Annotated in this window: 12 protein-coding genes; 4 read left to right on the top strand and 8 right to left on the bottom strand. The window is 61.7% G+C overall.

Annotated elements, in window-relative coordinates; translation table 11 throughout:
- Positions 1 to 53: 53 nt before the first annotated feature.
- A complete protein-coding gene (locus C4E04_RS18535) occupies positions 54 to 1,250 on the top strand; it encodes an acyl-CoA dehydrogenase (RefSeq protein ID WP_109599820.1) in 1,197 nt (398 codons plus the stop codon).
- A 22-nt stretch (positions 1,251 to 1,272) separates the two neighbouring features.
- Positions 1,273 to 2,445, top strand: coding sequence for a CaiB/BaiF CoA-transferase family protein (locus C4E04_RS18530; protein ID WP_109599818.1), 1,173 nt, complete (start codon positions 1,273 to 1,275; stop codon positions 2,443 to 2,445).
- 9 nt (positions 2,446 to 2,454) lie between these two features.
- Here C4E04_RS18530 and C4E04_RS18525 read toward each other — a convergent pair whose 3' ends face one another.
- Positions 2,455 to 3,132, bottom strand: a complete 678-nt coding sequence (locus C4E04_RS18525) for a TetR/AcrR family transcriptional regulator (protein WP_162559463.1) — start codon at positions 3,130 to 3,132, stop codon at positions 2,455 to 2,457.
- A 42-nt stretch (positions 3,133 to 3,174) separates the two neighbouring features.
- Here C4E04_RS18525 and C4E04_RS18520 point away from each other — a divergent pair, with 42 nt between their 5' ends.
- Positions 3,175 to 4,308: an efflux RND transporter periplasmic adaptor subunit gene (locus tag C4E04_RS18520; protein WP_109599814.1), complete on the top strand. Its 1,134-nt coding sequence runs from the start codon at positions 3,175 to 3,177 to the stop codon at positions 4,306 to 4,308.
- A gap of 11 nt (positions 4,309 to 4,319) precedes the next feature.
- The gene (locus C4E04_RS18515) at positions 4,320 to 7,415 is read left to right on the top strand and encodes an efflux RND transporter permease subunit (RefSeq protein WP_109599812.1); all 3,096 of its coding nucleotides are present in this window, start codon (positions 4,320 to 4,322) and stop codon (positions 7,413 to 7,415) included.
- Between the two features lie 80 nt (positions 7,416 to 7,495).
- Here the strand turns inward: C4E04_RS18515 and C4E04_RS18510 are convergent, their stop codons facing one another.
- The 7 genes from C4E04_RS18510 to C4E04_RS18480 all read right to left on the bottom strand — a co-directional run bounded on the left by C4E04_RS18510 (position 7,496) and on the right by C4E04_RS18480 (position 14,601).
- Positions 7,496 to 7,945: a Fur family transcriptional regulator gene (locus C4E04_RS18510; RefSeq protein ID WP_109599810.1), complete on the bottom strand. Its 450-nt coding sequence runs from the start codon at positions 7,943 to 7,945 to the stop codon at positions 7,496 to 7,498.
- A gap of 179 nt (positions 7,946 to 8,124) precedes the next feature.
- Positions 8,125 to 8,538 carry a Fur family transcriptional regulator gene (locus C4E04_RS18505; RefSeq protein ID WP_109599808.1) on the bottom strand — a complete coding sequence of 138 codons (414 nt, stop codon included), beginning with the start codon at positions 8,536 to 8,538 and terminating at the stop codon, positions 8,125 to 8,127.
- A gap of 180 nt (positions 8,539 to 8,718) precedes the next feature.
- Positions 8,719 to 9,894 carry a Gfo/Idh/MocA family protein gene (locus C4E04_RS18500; protein ID WP_109599806.1) on the bottom strand — a complete coding sequence of 392 codons (1,176 nt, stop codon included), beginning with the start codon at positions 9,892 to 9,894 and terminating at the stop codon, positions 8,719 to 8,721.
- Between the two features lie 6 nt (positions 9,895 to 9,900).
- Positions 9,901 to 10,977 (bottom strand): sugar phosphate isomerase/epimerase, encoded by a 1,077-nt coding sequence (locus C4E04_RS18495; protein ID WP_109599803.1) that lies wholly within the window; start codon positions 10,975 to 10,977, stop codon positions 9,901 to 9,903.
- A 90-nt stretch (positions 10,978 to 11,067) separates the two neighbouring features.
- Positions 11,068 to 12,021, bottom strand: coding sequence for a substrate-binding domain-containing protein (locus C4E04_RS18490; protein WP_109599801.1), 954 nt, complete (start codon positions 12,019 to 12,021; stop codon positions 11,068 to 11,070).
- A 64-nt stretch (positions 12,022 to 12,085) separates the two neighbouring features.
- On the bottom strand, positions 12,086 to 13,084 hold the full coding sequence (locus C4E04_RS18485; protein WP_109599799.1) for an ABC transporter permease: 999 nt from the start codon (positions 13,082 to 13,084) through the stop codon (positions 12,086 to 12,088).
- On the bottom strand, positions 13,081 to 14,601 hold the full coding sequence (locus C4E04_RS18480; protein WP_109599797.1) for a sugar ABC transporter ATP-binding protein: 1,521 nt from the start codon (positions 14,599 to 14,601) through the stop codon (positions 13,081 to 13,083). The genes C4E04_RS18485 and C4E04_RS18480 overlap by 4 nt, the downstream gene beginning before the upstream one ends.
- Positions 14,602 to 14,809 lie beyond the last annotated feature (208 nt).

Here is a 14,809-nt window from a genome sequence, read left to right as displayed (position 1 = left end):
AACTCCCGCCAGAGCCCAAAATCCGGGCCTGTCGAAGCAGAAGGATCGGAACCATGGCCGGTGCTCACGAACTCGCAAAGCTGAAGTGGGACGATCCGCTCCTGCTCGATGATCTGCTCACGGACGATGAGCGGATGATTCGCGATACGGCCCGCGCCTATGCGCAGGACAAGCTCCTGCCGCGGGTCATCGAGGCCTATCGCGAGGAGCGCACGGACCGCGCCATCTTCAACGAAATGGGCGAGCTCGGCCTTCTCGGCGTGACTCTGCCGGAGGATTATGGCTGCGCGGGTGCCTCGTACGTGGCCTATGGTCTCGTGGCCCGGGAGGTCGAGCGGGTCGATTCCGGCTATCGCTCCATGATGAGCGTCCAGTCCTCCCTGGTCATGTACCCGATCTACGCCTATGGCAGCGAGGAGCAGCGCCGGAAGTACCTGCCGAAGCTCGCCTCGGGCGAGTATGTCGGCTGCTTCGGCCTGACGGAGCCTGATGCCGGCTCGGACCCTGCGGGCATGAAGACCCGCGCCGAGAAGATCGACGGCGGCTATCGCCTCACCGGCAGCAAGATGTGGATCTCGAATTCGCCCATCGCGGACGTGTTCGTCGTCTGGGCGAAGTCGGCGGCCCATGACAACCAGATCCGCGGTTTTGTGCTCGACAAGGGCATGAAGGGCCTGACCGCCCCGAAGATCGGCGGCAAGCTCTCGCTGCGCGCCTCGATCACCGGCGAGATCGTCATGGACGGGGTCGAGGTGCCGGAGGATGCGCTTCTGCCGAACGTGTCGGGCCTCAAGGGCCCCTTCGGCTGCCTGAACCGGGCCCGCTACGGCATTTCCTGGGGCGCCATGGGTGCGGCGGAGGATTGCTGGCACCGGGCGCGGCAATACACGCTCGACCGCAAGCAGTTCGACAAGCCGCTCGCGGCCACTCAGCTGGTGCAGAAGAAACTCGCCGACATGATGACCGAGATCACCCTCGGCCTTCATGCCTCGCTCCGGGTGGGCCGCCTCTTCGATGAGGGCCGCATGGCGCCCGAGATGATCTCGCTGGTCAAGCGCAACAATTGCGGCAAGGCGCTGGAGATCGCCCGCATCGCCCGCGACATGCATGGCGGCAACGGCATCCAGGAGGAATACCACGTCATGCGCCATGCGCAGAACCTGGAGACCGTGAACACTTACGAGGGCACGCACGACGTGCACGCCCTCATCCTGGGCCGGGCGCAGACCGGATTGCAGGCATTCTTCTAAGCTCTGGCCCGGAAGCATCGCGATGAAGCCGCTTGAAGGACTCAAGGTCCTCGAACTCGCCCGCATCCTGGCCGGCCCCTGGGTCGGCCAGCTCCTGGCCGATCTCGGCGCCGATGTGGTCAAAGTCGAACGGCCGGGCGCCGGTGACGACACCCGTGGCTGGGGCCCTCCCTTCATCGAGGCGGCCGATGGGGGCGACCTGTCGGCGGCTTATTTCCACGCCTGCAATCGCGGAAAGCGCTCCATCGCGGCCGATTTCGAGACGAAGGAAGGCCAGGAACTCGTCCGCAAACTCGCGGCCCATGCGGATATCGTGATCGAAAACTTCAAGGTCGGCGGCCTGAAGAAATACGGCCTAGACTACGAGAGCCTGAAAAGCGTCAATCCTCGCCTTGTCTATTGCTCCATCACGGGCTTCGGGCAGGACGGCCCCTACGCGTCCCGGGCCGGCTACGACTTCATGATCCAGGGCATGGGCGGGATCATGGACCTGACGGGTGATCCGGAGGGAGAGCCGCAGAAGATCGGTGTTGCATTTGCGGACATCTTCACTGGGGTCTATTCCGTCGTCGGCGTTCTTGCGGCCCTTCGCCGGCGCGACCAGACCGGGCAGGGCGCCCATCTCGACATGGCGCTCCTCGACGTTCAGACGAGCGTCCTGGCGAACCAGGCCATGAACTACCTGGCTTCCGGCAAGGCCCCTCGGCGCATGGGCAACGCCCATCCCAACATCGTGCCCTATCAGGTTTTCCCCGTTTCGGACGGGCACGTGATCGTGGCTGTCGGCAATGACGGGCAATATGCCCGCTTCGTCGAGGTTCTCGGACAGCCGGACCTCGCCCAGGACGAGCGCTTCAAGACCAATGCTGGCCGGGTGCGCCACCGCGCCGAACTGGTTCCCCTGCTCACAGCGCTGACCCTGCAGATGACGCGGGAGGCGCTCCTGTCTGCCCTGGAGCGTCAGGGGGTTCCGGCCGGCCCGATCAACACCGTGGCCGATGTGTTTGCCGACCCTCAGGTGATCGCCCGCGGCATGAGGATCGACTTGCCCTCGCCAGACGCCAAGGCCGGCGCTATTCCGTCCGTACGCTCGCCCATCGTGATGGATGGGGAGCCGCTGGCAGCCAAACGCCCGTCCCCACGCCTCGGGGAGCATACGGACGAGGTTCTGAACGACCCGTCCTGGATGGCGTAAAGCCCGCCTTCAGGGGGCCTGCTCGGCGATGCCGTTGTCGAGCAGGCGATTGATAACTTTGACGATCCGCTCCCGGTCCTCGTCCGAGAAGGGGCTGATGTCATGCATTTCCATACTGCGCAGACCCTCGACGGCGAGCCAGGCCACGATGCTGGCGTCGAAATCGTCCGAAGTGGCCCTCAGCTTGCCAAGGGTTTCCTTGACCACATCGCGTACGGGCTCCAGGAGGCGCGGATTCTCCGAGGAGGCGGCCAGCATGCCGGTGGCGATCTCCTTCATCTTTCCGCTGCCGCACATCTTGAGAAGCGCGGCCGTACATAGTCTGGCCTCGAGGTTGCGCTTGGGCGGCGATTGCCTCCTCAGCGCCTCTTTCTCAAGGGATACTTCATCGACGAGGCGCTGAATCATTGCCTGGAGGAGTGCTTCCTTGCTCGGAAAGTTGTAAAGAAGCCCGCCTTTGCTGAGTCCGGCCCGTTCCGCAACGGCATCGAGGGTCAGGCGCCCCGAGCCGATTTCGCCGACTAGCTCGGCTGCTGCGTCGAGAATTTTTTCGCGGGAACTCTTCCGGCCCCGGACACACGCAAACATTCGCACCTCTTGCACTGAACCGTCCAGACGGTATATAAATGGCCCGGTGGCATTGGCGTCAAGGGGAAGATGCGCTAAAGCCGCCCCCTCCTCATCCAAATAGGACCAGATTCTTCGGTCCCCCAAATTCGGAACCAGCCCATGAAACGGCGCATCGTAGTCTCTATTGTGTTCATTCTTGCGATTGGACTCTGCGCAGGTCTGGTCTGGTTCAACTTCTTTAAAGAGAAGATGATTAAGGACTTCTTCGCCAACATGAAGGCGCCTGCCCAGGTGGTGTCCTCCGCGAAGGTCGAGTCCAAGACTTGGACCCCAGCCGTGAGCGCCATCGGTACGGCGCGCGCGGCCAACGGGGTCGAGCTGTCCTTCGAGACTCCCGGTATCGTCAAGGAAATCAAGTTCAAGGCGAACCAGGATATCCGCAAGGGCGAGATCCTGGTCCAGCTCGACGATACGGTCGAGCGTGCCGATCTCACGGACGTGCAGGCTGCCGTTAAAGTCACGGAGAGCGCATTCGAACGCGCCAAAACCTTGTCGTCCCGCGGCTATGGGACGGAGGCCAATTTCGACCAGGCGAGCGCAGCCATGGCGGCTGCCCGGTCGCGACTCGCGCGTCTTCAGGCGACCATCGAGCAGAAGGCTCTCAAGGCGCCATTCTCCGGCGTCATCGGTATTCCGCGCATCGATATCGGTCAGTACCTGCAGCCCGGAACAGTGATTGCGAGCTTCCAGGATCTCTCCTCCATGAAGGTCGACTTCACGGTTCCGGAGCAGGAGGCCAGCAAGATCAAGCTCGGCCAGGAGGTCCGCGTCGGCGTCACAGAGGGCGAATTGCGGTTTACCGGCAGCGTCACCGGCAAGGATCCGCGCGTGGATCCCAAGACCCGCCTCGTTTCCGTCCAGGCGACAGTCACGACCGACAAGGACGGCGCGATCCTTCCGGGCCAGTTCCTCCACGTCGAGGCCATCCTTCCGCCGGAGCCCAACGTGCTCACGATCCCCCAGACGGCTGTGATCACCAGCCTTTACGGCGACTATGTCTACACGGTCGAGCCGGAAGAAAAGGGCGGGCAGAAGGTTGACGTGGTCAAGCAGGTCTTCGTCAAGGCCGGCCGCCGCCGTGGTGCCACAGTGGAGGTCCTGTCCGGTCTGGAGGTGGGCCAGCAGGTCGTCGCTTCGGGACAGAACAAGCTCCAGGCAGGGTCGACCGTAAAGATCAACAACACGATCGATCTGTCGAAAATCGACGCGACGAAGCTCGCGACCGGAGAATAGGCAATACTCCCATGAGTTTCACAGAACTCTTCATCCGCCGCCCGGTCCTTTCCATGGTGGTGAGCCTCCTGATCCTGCTGCTCGGCGCGCAGGGTCTGATGAGCCTTCAGGTTCGCCAGTATCCTGAGGTCGAGGAAACCACCATCACGATCACGACCACCTACACGGGTGCCAGTGCGGATCTGATGCAGGGCTTCATCAGCACGCCCATCGCGAAGGCCGTATCGAGCGCCGAAGGCGTGGATTACGTGACCTCTCAGAGCCGTCTCGGCCTGAGCACGGTCTCCGTGCGCATGCGCCTGAACACGGATCCGAACGCGGCCCTTACCGAAGTCACCGCCAAGGTGCAGACTGTGCGTGCCCAGCTGCCGCAGGATGCCGAGGATCCGGTGATCGTGAAGGGCACGGGCCAGACCTTCGCGCTCATGTATCTAACCTTCGCGAGCTCCGAGATGAATCCGGAGCAGGTTTCGGAGTTCCTGACGCGTGTCGTGCAGCCGCGCTTCGCCACTCTCGACGGCGTCGGCTCCGCCGAAATTCTCGGCGGGCGCGATTTCTCCATGCGTGTCTGGATCGATCCGGTTCGTCTCGCGGCGCGCGGCGTGACCGCCGGCGACGTCGTGGCGGCGGTCCGGTCGAACAACTTCCTGGCCGCCCCCGGCAAGACCCAGAATGAGTTCGTGGCCTACGCGCTCGAGATGCAGGCAACGTTCCAAACGCCGGAATCCTTTGGCACCTTGCCGATTCGTTCCAACGGTGACCAGGTCGTGCGCCTGCGTGACGTGGCGGATGTGGCGCTCGGCCCGAAGAGCACCGACACGAAAGTGAGCTTCAACGGCAAGGAAGGCACGTTCATCGGCATCACGCCGACGCCTTCGGCCAATCCGCTGACTGTGGCCGATGCCGTCACGAAGGCCATCGACGACATCCGTCCGACCTTGCCGAAGGGGATGACGGTCCAGATCGTCTACGACGCCTCGAACTTCATTTCGGCCTCCATCGAGGAAGTGTTCAAGACCATCGGCGAAGCGGCTCTGATCGTCATCATCGTGATCCTGCTCTTCCTCGGATCCTTCCGGTCGGTGTTGATTCCCATCGTGACGATTCCGCTCTCGCTCGTAGGCGTATGCTTCGTCCTCTATGCGCTGGGCTACTCGATCAACCTCCTGACCCTTCTGGCCATGGTGCTCGCCATCGGCCTCGTGGTCGACGACGCCATTGTTGTGCTCGAGAACATTCACCGGCACATCGAGGAAGGCCTGAAGCCGGTTGAGGCAGCCATCGTCGGCATGAAGGAGATCTTCCTGCCCATCGTCTCCATGACGATTACGCTTGCGGCGGTTTATGCGCCTATCGGGTTCACGCAGGGCCTCACGGGCACATTGTTCCGGGAATTCGCGTTCACGCTCGCCGGAGCGGTCATCATCTCGGGCATCATTGCCGTCACGTTGTCGCCGATGATGTCCTCGAAGCTCCTCAAGCCCCATGGGCATGGCGGACAGACCGGCTTTGCCGGCTTCGTCGACCGGACCTTCACACGGGTGGAGAACTGGTACTCCAGGCGGCTCAAGGGGTCTCTTGACTATCGCTTTGTCACGCTGACCATCGTCGCGGCGCTTCTGGGCACAACGGTCTTTCTGTTCACGAAGACTTCGTCCGAGCTGGCTCCCGAGGAGGATCAGGGCGCCTATCTCGGCCTCGTCAACGTGCCGCAATATGCGACGGCCGACTATACGCAGGCCTTTGCAAGCCAGTTCACGAACGCGGCCGAGAAGATTCCGGAGATCGATGATTCCTTCCTCATCATCGGCATCGACGGCGGCGGTGGCGGCTTCGTGGGCTTCAAGCTCAAGGAGTGGAACGAGCGCAAGAAGAAGGGCGCCGTCACCAAGGACGAAATTCAGAAGCTTCTCAATGAGAACGCCGGCGTGCAGGCTTTCGTCTTCGCACCGCCTTCACTGCCCGGCGCGGCCGGCGGTCTGCCGATCCAATATGTTCTGCGTACGATCGGTGACCCCGCCCAGGCCTACGAGGTGGCCGAGCAGGTGAAGCAGAAAGCGATGGCGACCGGCAAGTTCATCGTCGTCCAGAACTCGGTCACCTATCAGACGCCGCGGGCCCGGATCATCGTCGACCGTGACCGGGCTGCCGCGATGGGCGTGCCGGTGAACGAAATCGGAAACACGCTTGGCGCTCTCGTCGGTGGTGCGCCGATCTCCAAGTTCGACCGGGACAATCGCAGCTATGACGTGATCAGTCAGGTTAAGCAGGAGGATCGTCTCAATCCTGAGCGTCTCGGCACATACTACGTGCGCGCGTCGGATGGATCGATGGTACCGCTCTCGGCGCTCGTCCATATCGAGACGAATGCCGCACCTGCGTCGATCGAGCAGTTCAACCAGCTGAACTCGGCGACCTTGTCGGCGCTTCCGCTGCCGGGTGTGACGACCTCAGAGGGGTTGCAGACCCTCCGGTCGATCGCGAAGGATATTTTGCCCCAAGGCTTCTATGAGGATTACGCGGGTCAGTCCCGCCTAGAAGTTCAGGAGGGAAGTTCCATTGCGCTCGCCTTCGGTCTGGCGATCATCGTAATCTATCTCGTGCTTGCGGCTCAGTTCGAGAGCTTCCGTGACCCGTTCATCATCATGATGTCGGTGCCACTATCGATGTTCGGCGCGATGATCTTCCTGAATCTCGGCCTCGCGACCCTGAACATCTACACGGAGGTGGGGCTGATCACCCTGGTGGGACTGATCACGAAGCACGGTATCCTGATGGTGGAGTTCGCCAACGAGCTCCAGGAGAAGCACGGGGTGAACCGGCGTGAGGCGATCGAGGAGGCGGCCAAGGTGCGTCTGCGTCCGATCCTGATGACCACTGCCGCCATGGTGCTCGGCGTTGCGCCGCTGCTCTATGCGAGCGGTGCGGGTGCGGCCGCCCGCTTCTCCATGGGACTCGTGATCGCGTCGGGCATGTCGATTGGTACGATCTTTACGCTGTTCGTGGTGCCGATGTTCTATACCTTCATTGCCCATGAGCGGAGGAAGAATGTGGTGGCCGAGGACAAGAAGATCCCCGCCCCCCATCGGGCTCTGGCAGCCGAATAAAGAGAAAGGCCGGGCATTGCCCGGCCTTTTCGTTTCGTTGCCTTGAGAAGGAAGGGCGGGATCCGCCCTTTTCTTTTGCCTTAGGCCATCTCGCCTTCAACTTCGATGAAGGGGGACAGGGACTTGAAGCCAGCCTCCTCAGCTGCCTTCCGGACGGCCTCGGCCACTTCCTTCGAGTGAATCTCCACGGTCTGGCCCGTCTTGGTGCAGACGAACATCACCTTCATCGCATTCACTTCAGGCTGACCGTGGGACACGATGTAGGAATTCTGTGTCGCCAGACGGTGGACCAGCCCCGCATCCCGCAGGAAGTCGAGCGCCCGGTAGATCGTCACCGGGGCGAGGCGCTTTTTGTCGCTGCTCAGGCGGTCGACGAGATCATACGCGCCGACGGGACCGCCGCTCTGGACGAGCTCGCGATAAACCCGCTCGCGAATGGGCGTCAGGCGGAGATTGTTGGCACGGCATAGATCGTCCGCACGCTGGAGGAGCATCTCCTCTTCTTCTTTCCGATGGGCTCGGGCGTTCATACCTGGCTCCTGTAATTTCGAATCCTACATGTTCATATAGGTAAAGCTCCGCTTGTACAATGTGGTATCGTTGCAATTTTTACTTGCAAAGTTGCATAGGGGCCTATGCTGCTACGCGAAATGGAGGGTGGGGTGCAGAGGGATGCCAACCTCTGAAAAGAGACCCTAGGGCTAGGTCTTCAGTCCTGAGCGCAACCGCCGCACAGGCCACGAACCTCGACCGTCACCTTCTTCGGGTGAAATGAATGAGCATCGCTCCAGCCGGTCAGGCGCTCGTCGATTTGAGAATCCGTGAACTCCGTCACCAGCCCGCAGGCTTCGCAGATGGCGAAGGCGGCCATGTCGTGGTGATGGGGATGCTTGCATGCGACATAGGCGTTCAGGCTCTCGAGCCGGTGGGCCAGCCCTTTCTGGATCAGCTTCTCAAGGGACCGGTAAACCGTCGGGGGCGTAACAGCGCCCTTGGACCGCATCTTGTCCAGAACCTCGTAGGCAGAAAGAGGGTTCTGCGCCGCTGTGAGAATTCGATGGACCCGTTTCTGGGTCTCGTTCAGCCCCTCGACGGCATGGTTGTGGCAGTGTGTCGAGGACATGGGCGGACTAGGACTCCCTCTCGTGACCCGGCCTTGCTCCCTAAAGCCTGAGCGCCGGTTGCACGCATCTGGAGATGTTATAGGCAGTGAGAGGAGGCATGACCAGCCTCTCACCCCAAGGTGTGACGATGGGGCCATCGAGCCGCCAGGGGGCACCAGATCAGGCGCTTCCGCGTACAATTAAAGGCTGACCCAGGCGGCTTTCCGCTGGGACGAGCGGACCGCCGCTTCGATGAAGCGCACGCCGCGGACGCCATGCTCGACCGTCGGGACTTGCATGGCGAACGGGTCTGGCTCCCGCTCCTCAAGGCGTGCTGCGATCTGCTCGGCTACGTCCCGGTAGAGCTGCGCGAAGCCCTCAAGATAACCTTCCGGGTGCCCTGCGGGGATTCTCGAGGCCGCCTGTGCGACTTTCATCGTGCCGGCTCCGTTGCGGCGGATGAGGCGCGGCGCTTCGCCGAGAGGGGAGTGGATCAGGACGTTAGGGTTCTCCTGGTGCCACTCGAGGCCGCCTTTCTCACCATAGACCCTGATGCGAAGGCCGTTCTCCTGGCCTGCCGCAACCTGACTGCACCACAGCATGCCCTGCGCGCCGGACGTGAAGCGCAGCATCATGTGGGCATTGTCGTCGAGCCGGCGGCCCGCCACGAAGGTATGGAGATCCGCCGCGAGAGCCGTCACCTCGTCGCCCGTGATGAACTCGGCGAGATTGAACGCATGTGTCCCGATATCGCCGACCGCTCCGGCCGGACCGGACCGGGCAGGGTCGGTGCGCCATTCCGCCTGCTTGCTGCCCGTCTCTTCGAGCCGGGTCGCAAGCCAATCCTGCGCATATTCCACCTGGACGACGCGCAAGCTTCCCAGCTCACCGGCCTTCACCATGGCGCGGGCCTGCCGCACAAGCGGATAACCGGTGTAGTTGTGCGTAACGGCAAAGAACAGGCCCGATTCCTGGGCAAGCTTCGCGAGCTGATCAGCCTCGCGGCGTGTCGTGGTGAGCGGCTTGTCGCAGATCACGTGGATGCCGGCCCTGAGAAAGGCGCGTGCGGCCGCTGCATGCGCATGGTTGGGCGTCACGATGGCGACGGCATCGATGCCGTCTTTCAGACGGCGCTCCCGGCGGGCCATTTCGTTGAAATCGCCATAGATCCTGTCCTCCCGAAGCAGGAGGTCCTGTCCGGACAGGCGCGCACGGTCCGGGTCGGACGACAAAGCTCCTGCAACCAGTTCCCAGCGGTCGTCGAGCCGCGCCGCGATGCGGTGGACGGCGCCGATGAAGGCGCCTCGTCCTCCCCCGACCATGCCGAGACGGAGACGCCGGTTGAGCTTTTGAGTATCGGCTCCTTGAATGGTCATGGCTGCCTACTCCGCAGCTTTAGGGCAGGCATCGAGGCCTAAAAGTCGGCGGTTGGCTGCCTCGTCTGTGCCGCCTGCCGCAAAATCGTCGAAGGCCTTTTCCGTGACGCGAATGATGTGAGCGGCGATGAACTCCGCTCCCTCGCGGGCACCATCTTCCGGGTGCTTGAGACAGCACTCCCATTCCAGCACCGCCCAGGATGCGTAGTCGTATTGCGCCAGCTTGGAGAAGATAGCACCAAAGTCGACCTGACCGTCCCCGAGCGAGCGGAAGCGACCGGCACGATTGATCCAGCTCTCATAGCCGCCATAGACGCCGACGCGTCCCGTCGGATTGAACTCAGCATCCTTGACGTGAAAAGCCTTGATCCGCTCATGGTACAGATCGATGAAGGCGACGTAGTCGAGTTGCTGCAGCAGGAAGTGGCTCGGGTCGTAATTGATCGAAGCCCGCCGATGGCCACCGACTGCGTCTACAAAGCGTTCGAAGGTCGCCCCGTCATGAATGTCCTCGCCGGGGTGGATCTCGTAGGCGAGGTCGCAATCCGCATCCTCATAGGCGTCGAGAATCGGCCGCCAGCGCCTCCCCAGCTCCTCGAACGCGGTTTCGATGAGGCCAGCCGGGCGTTGCGGCCAGGGATAGACAAAGGGCCAGGCCAGGGCGCCTGAAAAGGTCACGCTCGCCTTGAGGCCGAGGCGTCGTGAGGCTTTTGCCGCCATCAGCATCTGGTCGACAGCCCATTGTTGCCGTGCCCGCGGGTTCCCCCGCACGGCAGGAGCCGCGAATCCCTCGAAAGCCTCATCATAAGCAGGATGAACGGCCACGAGCTGGCCTTGAAGATGCGTCGACAATTCCGTGATGGTCAGTCCATGCGACCGCACGGTTCCCTGCACTTCATCGCAGTAAGCTTGCGACTCGGCGGCTTTGGCAAGATCGAAGAGGCGGGCGTCCCATGTGGGGATCTGCACGCCCTTGTAGCCGAGGGATGCGGCCCAGCGGCAGATGGAATCCAGCGAGTTGAAAGGGGCTTCGTCGCCCGCGAACTGAGCCAGGAAAAGGCCCGGTCCTTTCATGGTTTTCATGGAAATCTCCGATCTCGTCCGCGATGCGAGGTTTAAGGCCGATCTTTCAGTAAGGAACGTCCCTCCCAGGAAGGGAGGGACGAAGGAGTTTTAGAACGGGGAGTTGGGGAAGTGGTGCTCCTTCGCATTATCCTTGGTGATGAGCTGCGCATTCAGCACATAGGTTCCGCGCATAGGAGCATCCGTGTAGAACTGTGCCGCCGTCACGTTCATGGCCGTAGCGATCATGCCCGGCGGATAGGAAACGTCGGCAGGGATCATCTTGTCGCCCTCCATGACGCGCTTCACCATATCCTTCATGCCCGCGCCGCCGAGAACAAACTTGATGTCTTCCCTCTTAGCCTGCCGGATTGCTTCCAGAACGCCGAGGGCCATGTCGTCATCGGAGGCCCAGACGGCATCGATTTTCGGATGCTTGGCCAGATAATCCTGCATCACACGGAAGGCGTCGTCGCGGTTCCAGTTGGCGTATTGCTTGTCGATTACCTTGACGCCCGACCCTTCAAGGGCCTTCTCGAAATTGGAGACGCGCTCCTCGTCGATCACGGTCGGAATGCCCCGCAGGACCACCACGTTGCCGGATTTCAGGTTCTCGACCATGTATTTTCCGGCAACCCGCCCGAACTCAGGGTTGTTGCCCGCGACATAGATGTCCTGGATCGAGGAATCCTTGAGTCCGCGATCCACCACCGTGATGAAGGTGCCGCGCTTCTTCACGGCCCGGACCGGGTCCGTCAATTCGTCCGAATTGAACGGGAGGACGACGAGCGCGTCGATCTTCTGTGCGGTGAGATCGTCGAGTGCATTCGCCTGCGAAGCGCCATCCGGAGAGGTCTTCACTACGACTTTCAGCCCAGGATAGGCTTTCTCAAGCTGCTTTGCCGCCTCCTGCGCATGATAGACGACGCCTCCAGTCCAGCCATGTGTTGCGGCCGGAATCGATACGCCGATGGTGACGCTTTTCTTCTCCTGCGCTGCCGCGCCCGTCGCAAGCCCGGCGATAAGGCTTGCCGCAGCTGCCAGTTTCAGTGCCGTTCCTCTCATCGTTTCCTCCCTGAAAGGATGCGTTCGAGCCCTTGCATGTAGAACCGGTGGGCTCTCACCGGCTTCATCGCCCGCGCTGGAATGAGCGCTGCACGAGCATGGCGATAATGATGATGGCGCCCTGAACGGCTCCGACGAGAAATTCGGAAACGAAGTTCGACAGCACCATGATATTGGCTACGAGTTCGAGAATGATGGCGCCGGCCACCGTGCCCCAGATGCGTCCGATCCCGCCTTTGAGGGCCGTTCCGCCCACCACTACAGCGGTGATTGCCTGAAGCTCCCAGAGAAGGCCTGTCGTCGGCGTTGCCGACCCAAGGCGCGGCACATAGACAAGAACCGCAATGGCGACGCAAAGGCCCTGGATGACGTAGGTCAACGTCCGCACGCGCCAGATCGGTACACCGGAATAGCGGGCGACGTCCTCATTGGACCCAATGGCGATCACATGACGTCCGAAAGAGGTCTTATAGAGAAGAACCGCGCCGATGGCTGCGACAGCCAGAAAGACGAGGATCGGCACCGGGATGCCGGCCACCGTTCCGAAATAGGCAGGTCGATAAAGCTCCCGCAGATCGGAATTGCGCAGGGTGATGGTACCGCCTGCTGCAAGCCAAATGACAAGAGAACGGAAGATTCCCATCGTTCCCAGCGTGACGATGAAGGGCTCAATCCGTCCGAATGTGACGATGAGGCCGTTGGCCAATCCGCAGAGTGCACCCAGAACAAGAGCCACTGCCATGCCCAGGGCAAGGGTGCTTGGATCTGCATTGCCCATCTGATTGAGAACGAGAATCATGGCGCCGGCAACCAGCGCGGCCATGGACCCGACCGACAGGTCGAGGCCGCCACCTGAAATCACGAAGGTCGCGCCCACCGCGATGATGGCGATAAAGGCCGAGCGAGTGACGACGTTCAGGAGATTGGACGCTGTGAGAAAGTCCGGATTGATCAGCGCGCCGGCCGCGATCAGAACGATCAGGGCGATGAAGGGCGAAAGAGCCCGCATGTCCAAGGAAAAGCGGCGCGCCGACGGGGCGCTGCGAAGAGCCGTTTCTGTCATGGATGTCCTGCGGCGATTTCGGCCGCCCTTTCTTCGTGAACTCCGGTCGCAAGAAAGACGATGGCATCCTCGGACAGGTCTGCCTCTTCGATCTCTCCTACAATCTGCCCGCCGCGCATCACGACGACGCGATGGCACAGGCCGATCAATTCCTGCATTTCCGACGAAATGACGATCACCGACCGGCCTTGCTCGGCAAGCTCGGCGATGAAGCGGTAGATTTGCTGCTTGGTTCCGATGTCCACACCGCGTGTGGGCTCATCGATGATGACGATCTCAGGGTCGATCAGCATCATCTTGGCGAGAAGCAGCTTCTGCTGGTTTCCGCCCGAAAGCTGGCCGGCCAACATGTCGCGACGGCGGGCTCTGATATCGAAGTCCCGAATGGCCTCGTCGAGAGCTGCCTCCTCCTCGTGCCTCTTCACCATCGTGGCGCGGGTAAACCTGTCCAGGGCCGCAAGGGTTACGTTCATCCGCAGATTTTGCTGCAGCAGAAGTCCTTTGCCTTTCCGGTCTTCGGAGAGATAAACGACGCCCGCTCGCATGGCCTGCAGGGCGTCCCTGAAGCGGGCAGGGGTTCCACGGATGCGCAAGGATCCCGAACTCGGCCTCAGGCCGACGAGCCCCTCGAAGAGTTCGGTTCGCCCTGCGCCGATCAGCCCGCCGAACCCGAGGATCTCGCCGCGGCGCAGGACAAAGGAGGCATCCTGCACATGGCCCGGAACGCTGAAATCCTCGACCGAAAGAATGACTTCGCCAGCATGTGTGGCGGGCTTGTCGGGGTATAGCCGCGACATATCGCGGCCAACCATCAGGCGGGCCATTTCCAAAGGCTCGAGGCCCTCGATGGTGCGGTTAGCCACCAGGCGCCCGTCGCGAAGGACCGTGACGCGATCAGCGATGGCCTTCACTTCGTTGAGCCGATGGGAAATGTAAAGAACAGCAACGCCATGGGTCCGCAACTGTCGGATGATGGCGAAAAGGCTTTCTGCTTCAACCGGAGTAAGCACCGCCGTGGGCTCGTCGAAAGCGACGATACGATGGGGCACGAGGAGCGCACGGGCGATCTGGACGAGTTGTCGGTCGGCGATCGAAAGAGTGCGAACCAGACGGTCTGGATCGATAGCGGAACCGAGATCCCTGAGGACCGCGCGGGTCCTGTCCCGCATGGCCTTATCATCGACGAACCCGAGGCGGGTCATCTCCCGTCCCAGAAACACGTTCTCCAGGACAGTAAGATCTTCTGCGAGCAGAATCTCCTGGTGCACAAGGACGATGCCCCTGGCTTCCGCTTCCACGGGGCCGGTGAAGTGAACTAGGTCTCCGTCAAGATAAAGCGTTCCGCCGGATGGGCGCAGATGCCCCGACAAAATCCGCATGAGGGTAGACTTGCCGGCCCCGTTCTCTCCGATAACCGCATGAACCTCGCCGGGTTGGAGGTCGAGCGAGATGTCGCTCAGAACCTCGATGGATCCGAAGGTTTTCGAAATATGCTCCGCACGTAAAACAGAAGCCATCGGTCGCTCCGCACCATGGGCGATGACGTCTTTCCGCCGTCGAACGTTTAGCGGCGAAACGGGGCGCTTCAGCGCAATCGGGGCATTGTGGTCGGTGAGTGCATGGCTTTCCTCCGGATCGATACCCGCATCCTCTTCCGGGATGCTCGGCAGGGCGTGCTCCTGCGACGGTATGCAAGAGCGCGATGTAATCGATTACATAAACTTT

Source organism: Microvirga sp. 17 mud 1-3, from assembly GCF_003151255.1.
Classification (GTDB): Bacteria; Pseudomonadota; Alphaproteobacteria; order Rhizobiales; family Beijerinckiaceae; genus Microvirga.
Note: the sequence above shows the minus strand (reverse complement) of the source record. Positions and strands in the feature narration are given on the sequence as shown.

What these genes read in the sequence shown, in the direction of transcription:
- C4E04_RS18535 (WP_109599820.1), top strand. Translation starts at nt 54, where the DNA reads ATGGCCGGTGCTCACGAACTCGCAAAGCTGAAGTGGGACGATCCGCTC.
- C4E04_RS18530 (WP_109599818.1), top strand. Translation starts at nt 1,273, where the DNA reads ATGAAGCCGCTTGAAGGACTCAAGGTCCTCGAACTCGCCCGCATCCTG.
- C4E04_RS18520 (WP_109599814.1), top strand. Translation starts at nt 3,175, where the DNA reads ATGAAACGGCGCATCGTAGTCTCTATTGTGTTCATTCTTGCGATTGGA.
- C4E04_RS18515 (WP_109599812.1), top strand. Translation starts at nt 4,320, where the DNA reads ATGAGTTTCACAGAACTCTTCATCCGCCGCCCGGTCCTTTCCATGGTG.
- C4E04_RS18510 (WP_109599810.1), bottom strand. Translation starts at nt 7,945, where the DNA reads ATGAACGCCCGAGCCCATCGGAAAGAAGAAGAGGAGATGCTCCTCCAG.
- C4E04_RS18505 (WP_109599808.1), bottom strand. Translation starts at nt 8,538, where the DNA reads ATGTCCTCGACACACTGCCACAACCATGCCGTCGAGGGGCTGAACGAG.
- C4E04_RS18500 (WP_109599806.1), bottom strand. Translation starts at nt 9,894, where the DNA reads ATGACCATTCAAGGAGCCGATACTCAAAAGCTCAACCGGCGTCTCCGT.
- C4E04_RS18495 (WP_109599803.1), bottom strand. Translation starts at nt 10,977, where the DNA reads ATGAAAACCATGAAAGGACCGGGCCTTTTCCTGGCTCAGTTCGCGGGC.
- C4E04_RS18490 (WP_109599801.1), bottom strand. Translation starts at nt 12,021, where the DNA reads ATGAGAGGAACGGCACTGAAACTGGCAGCTGCGGCAAGCCTTATCGCC.
- C4E04_RS18485 (WP_109599799.1), bottom strand. Translation starts at nt 13,084, where the DNA reads ATGACAGAAACGGCTCTTCGCAGCGCCCCGTCGGCGCGCCGCTTTTCC.
- C4E04_RS18480 (WP_109599797.1), bottom strand. Translation starts at nt 14,601, where the DNA reads ATGGCTTCTGTTTTACGTGCGGAGCATATTTCGAAAACCTTCGGATCC.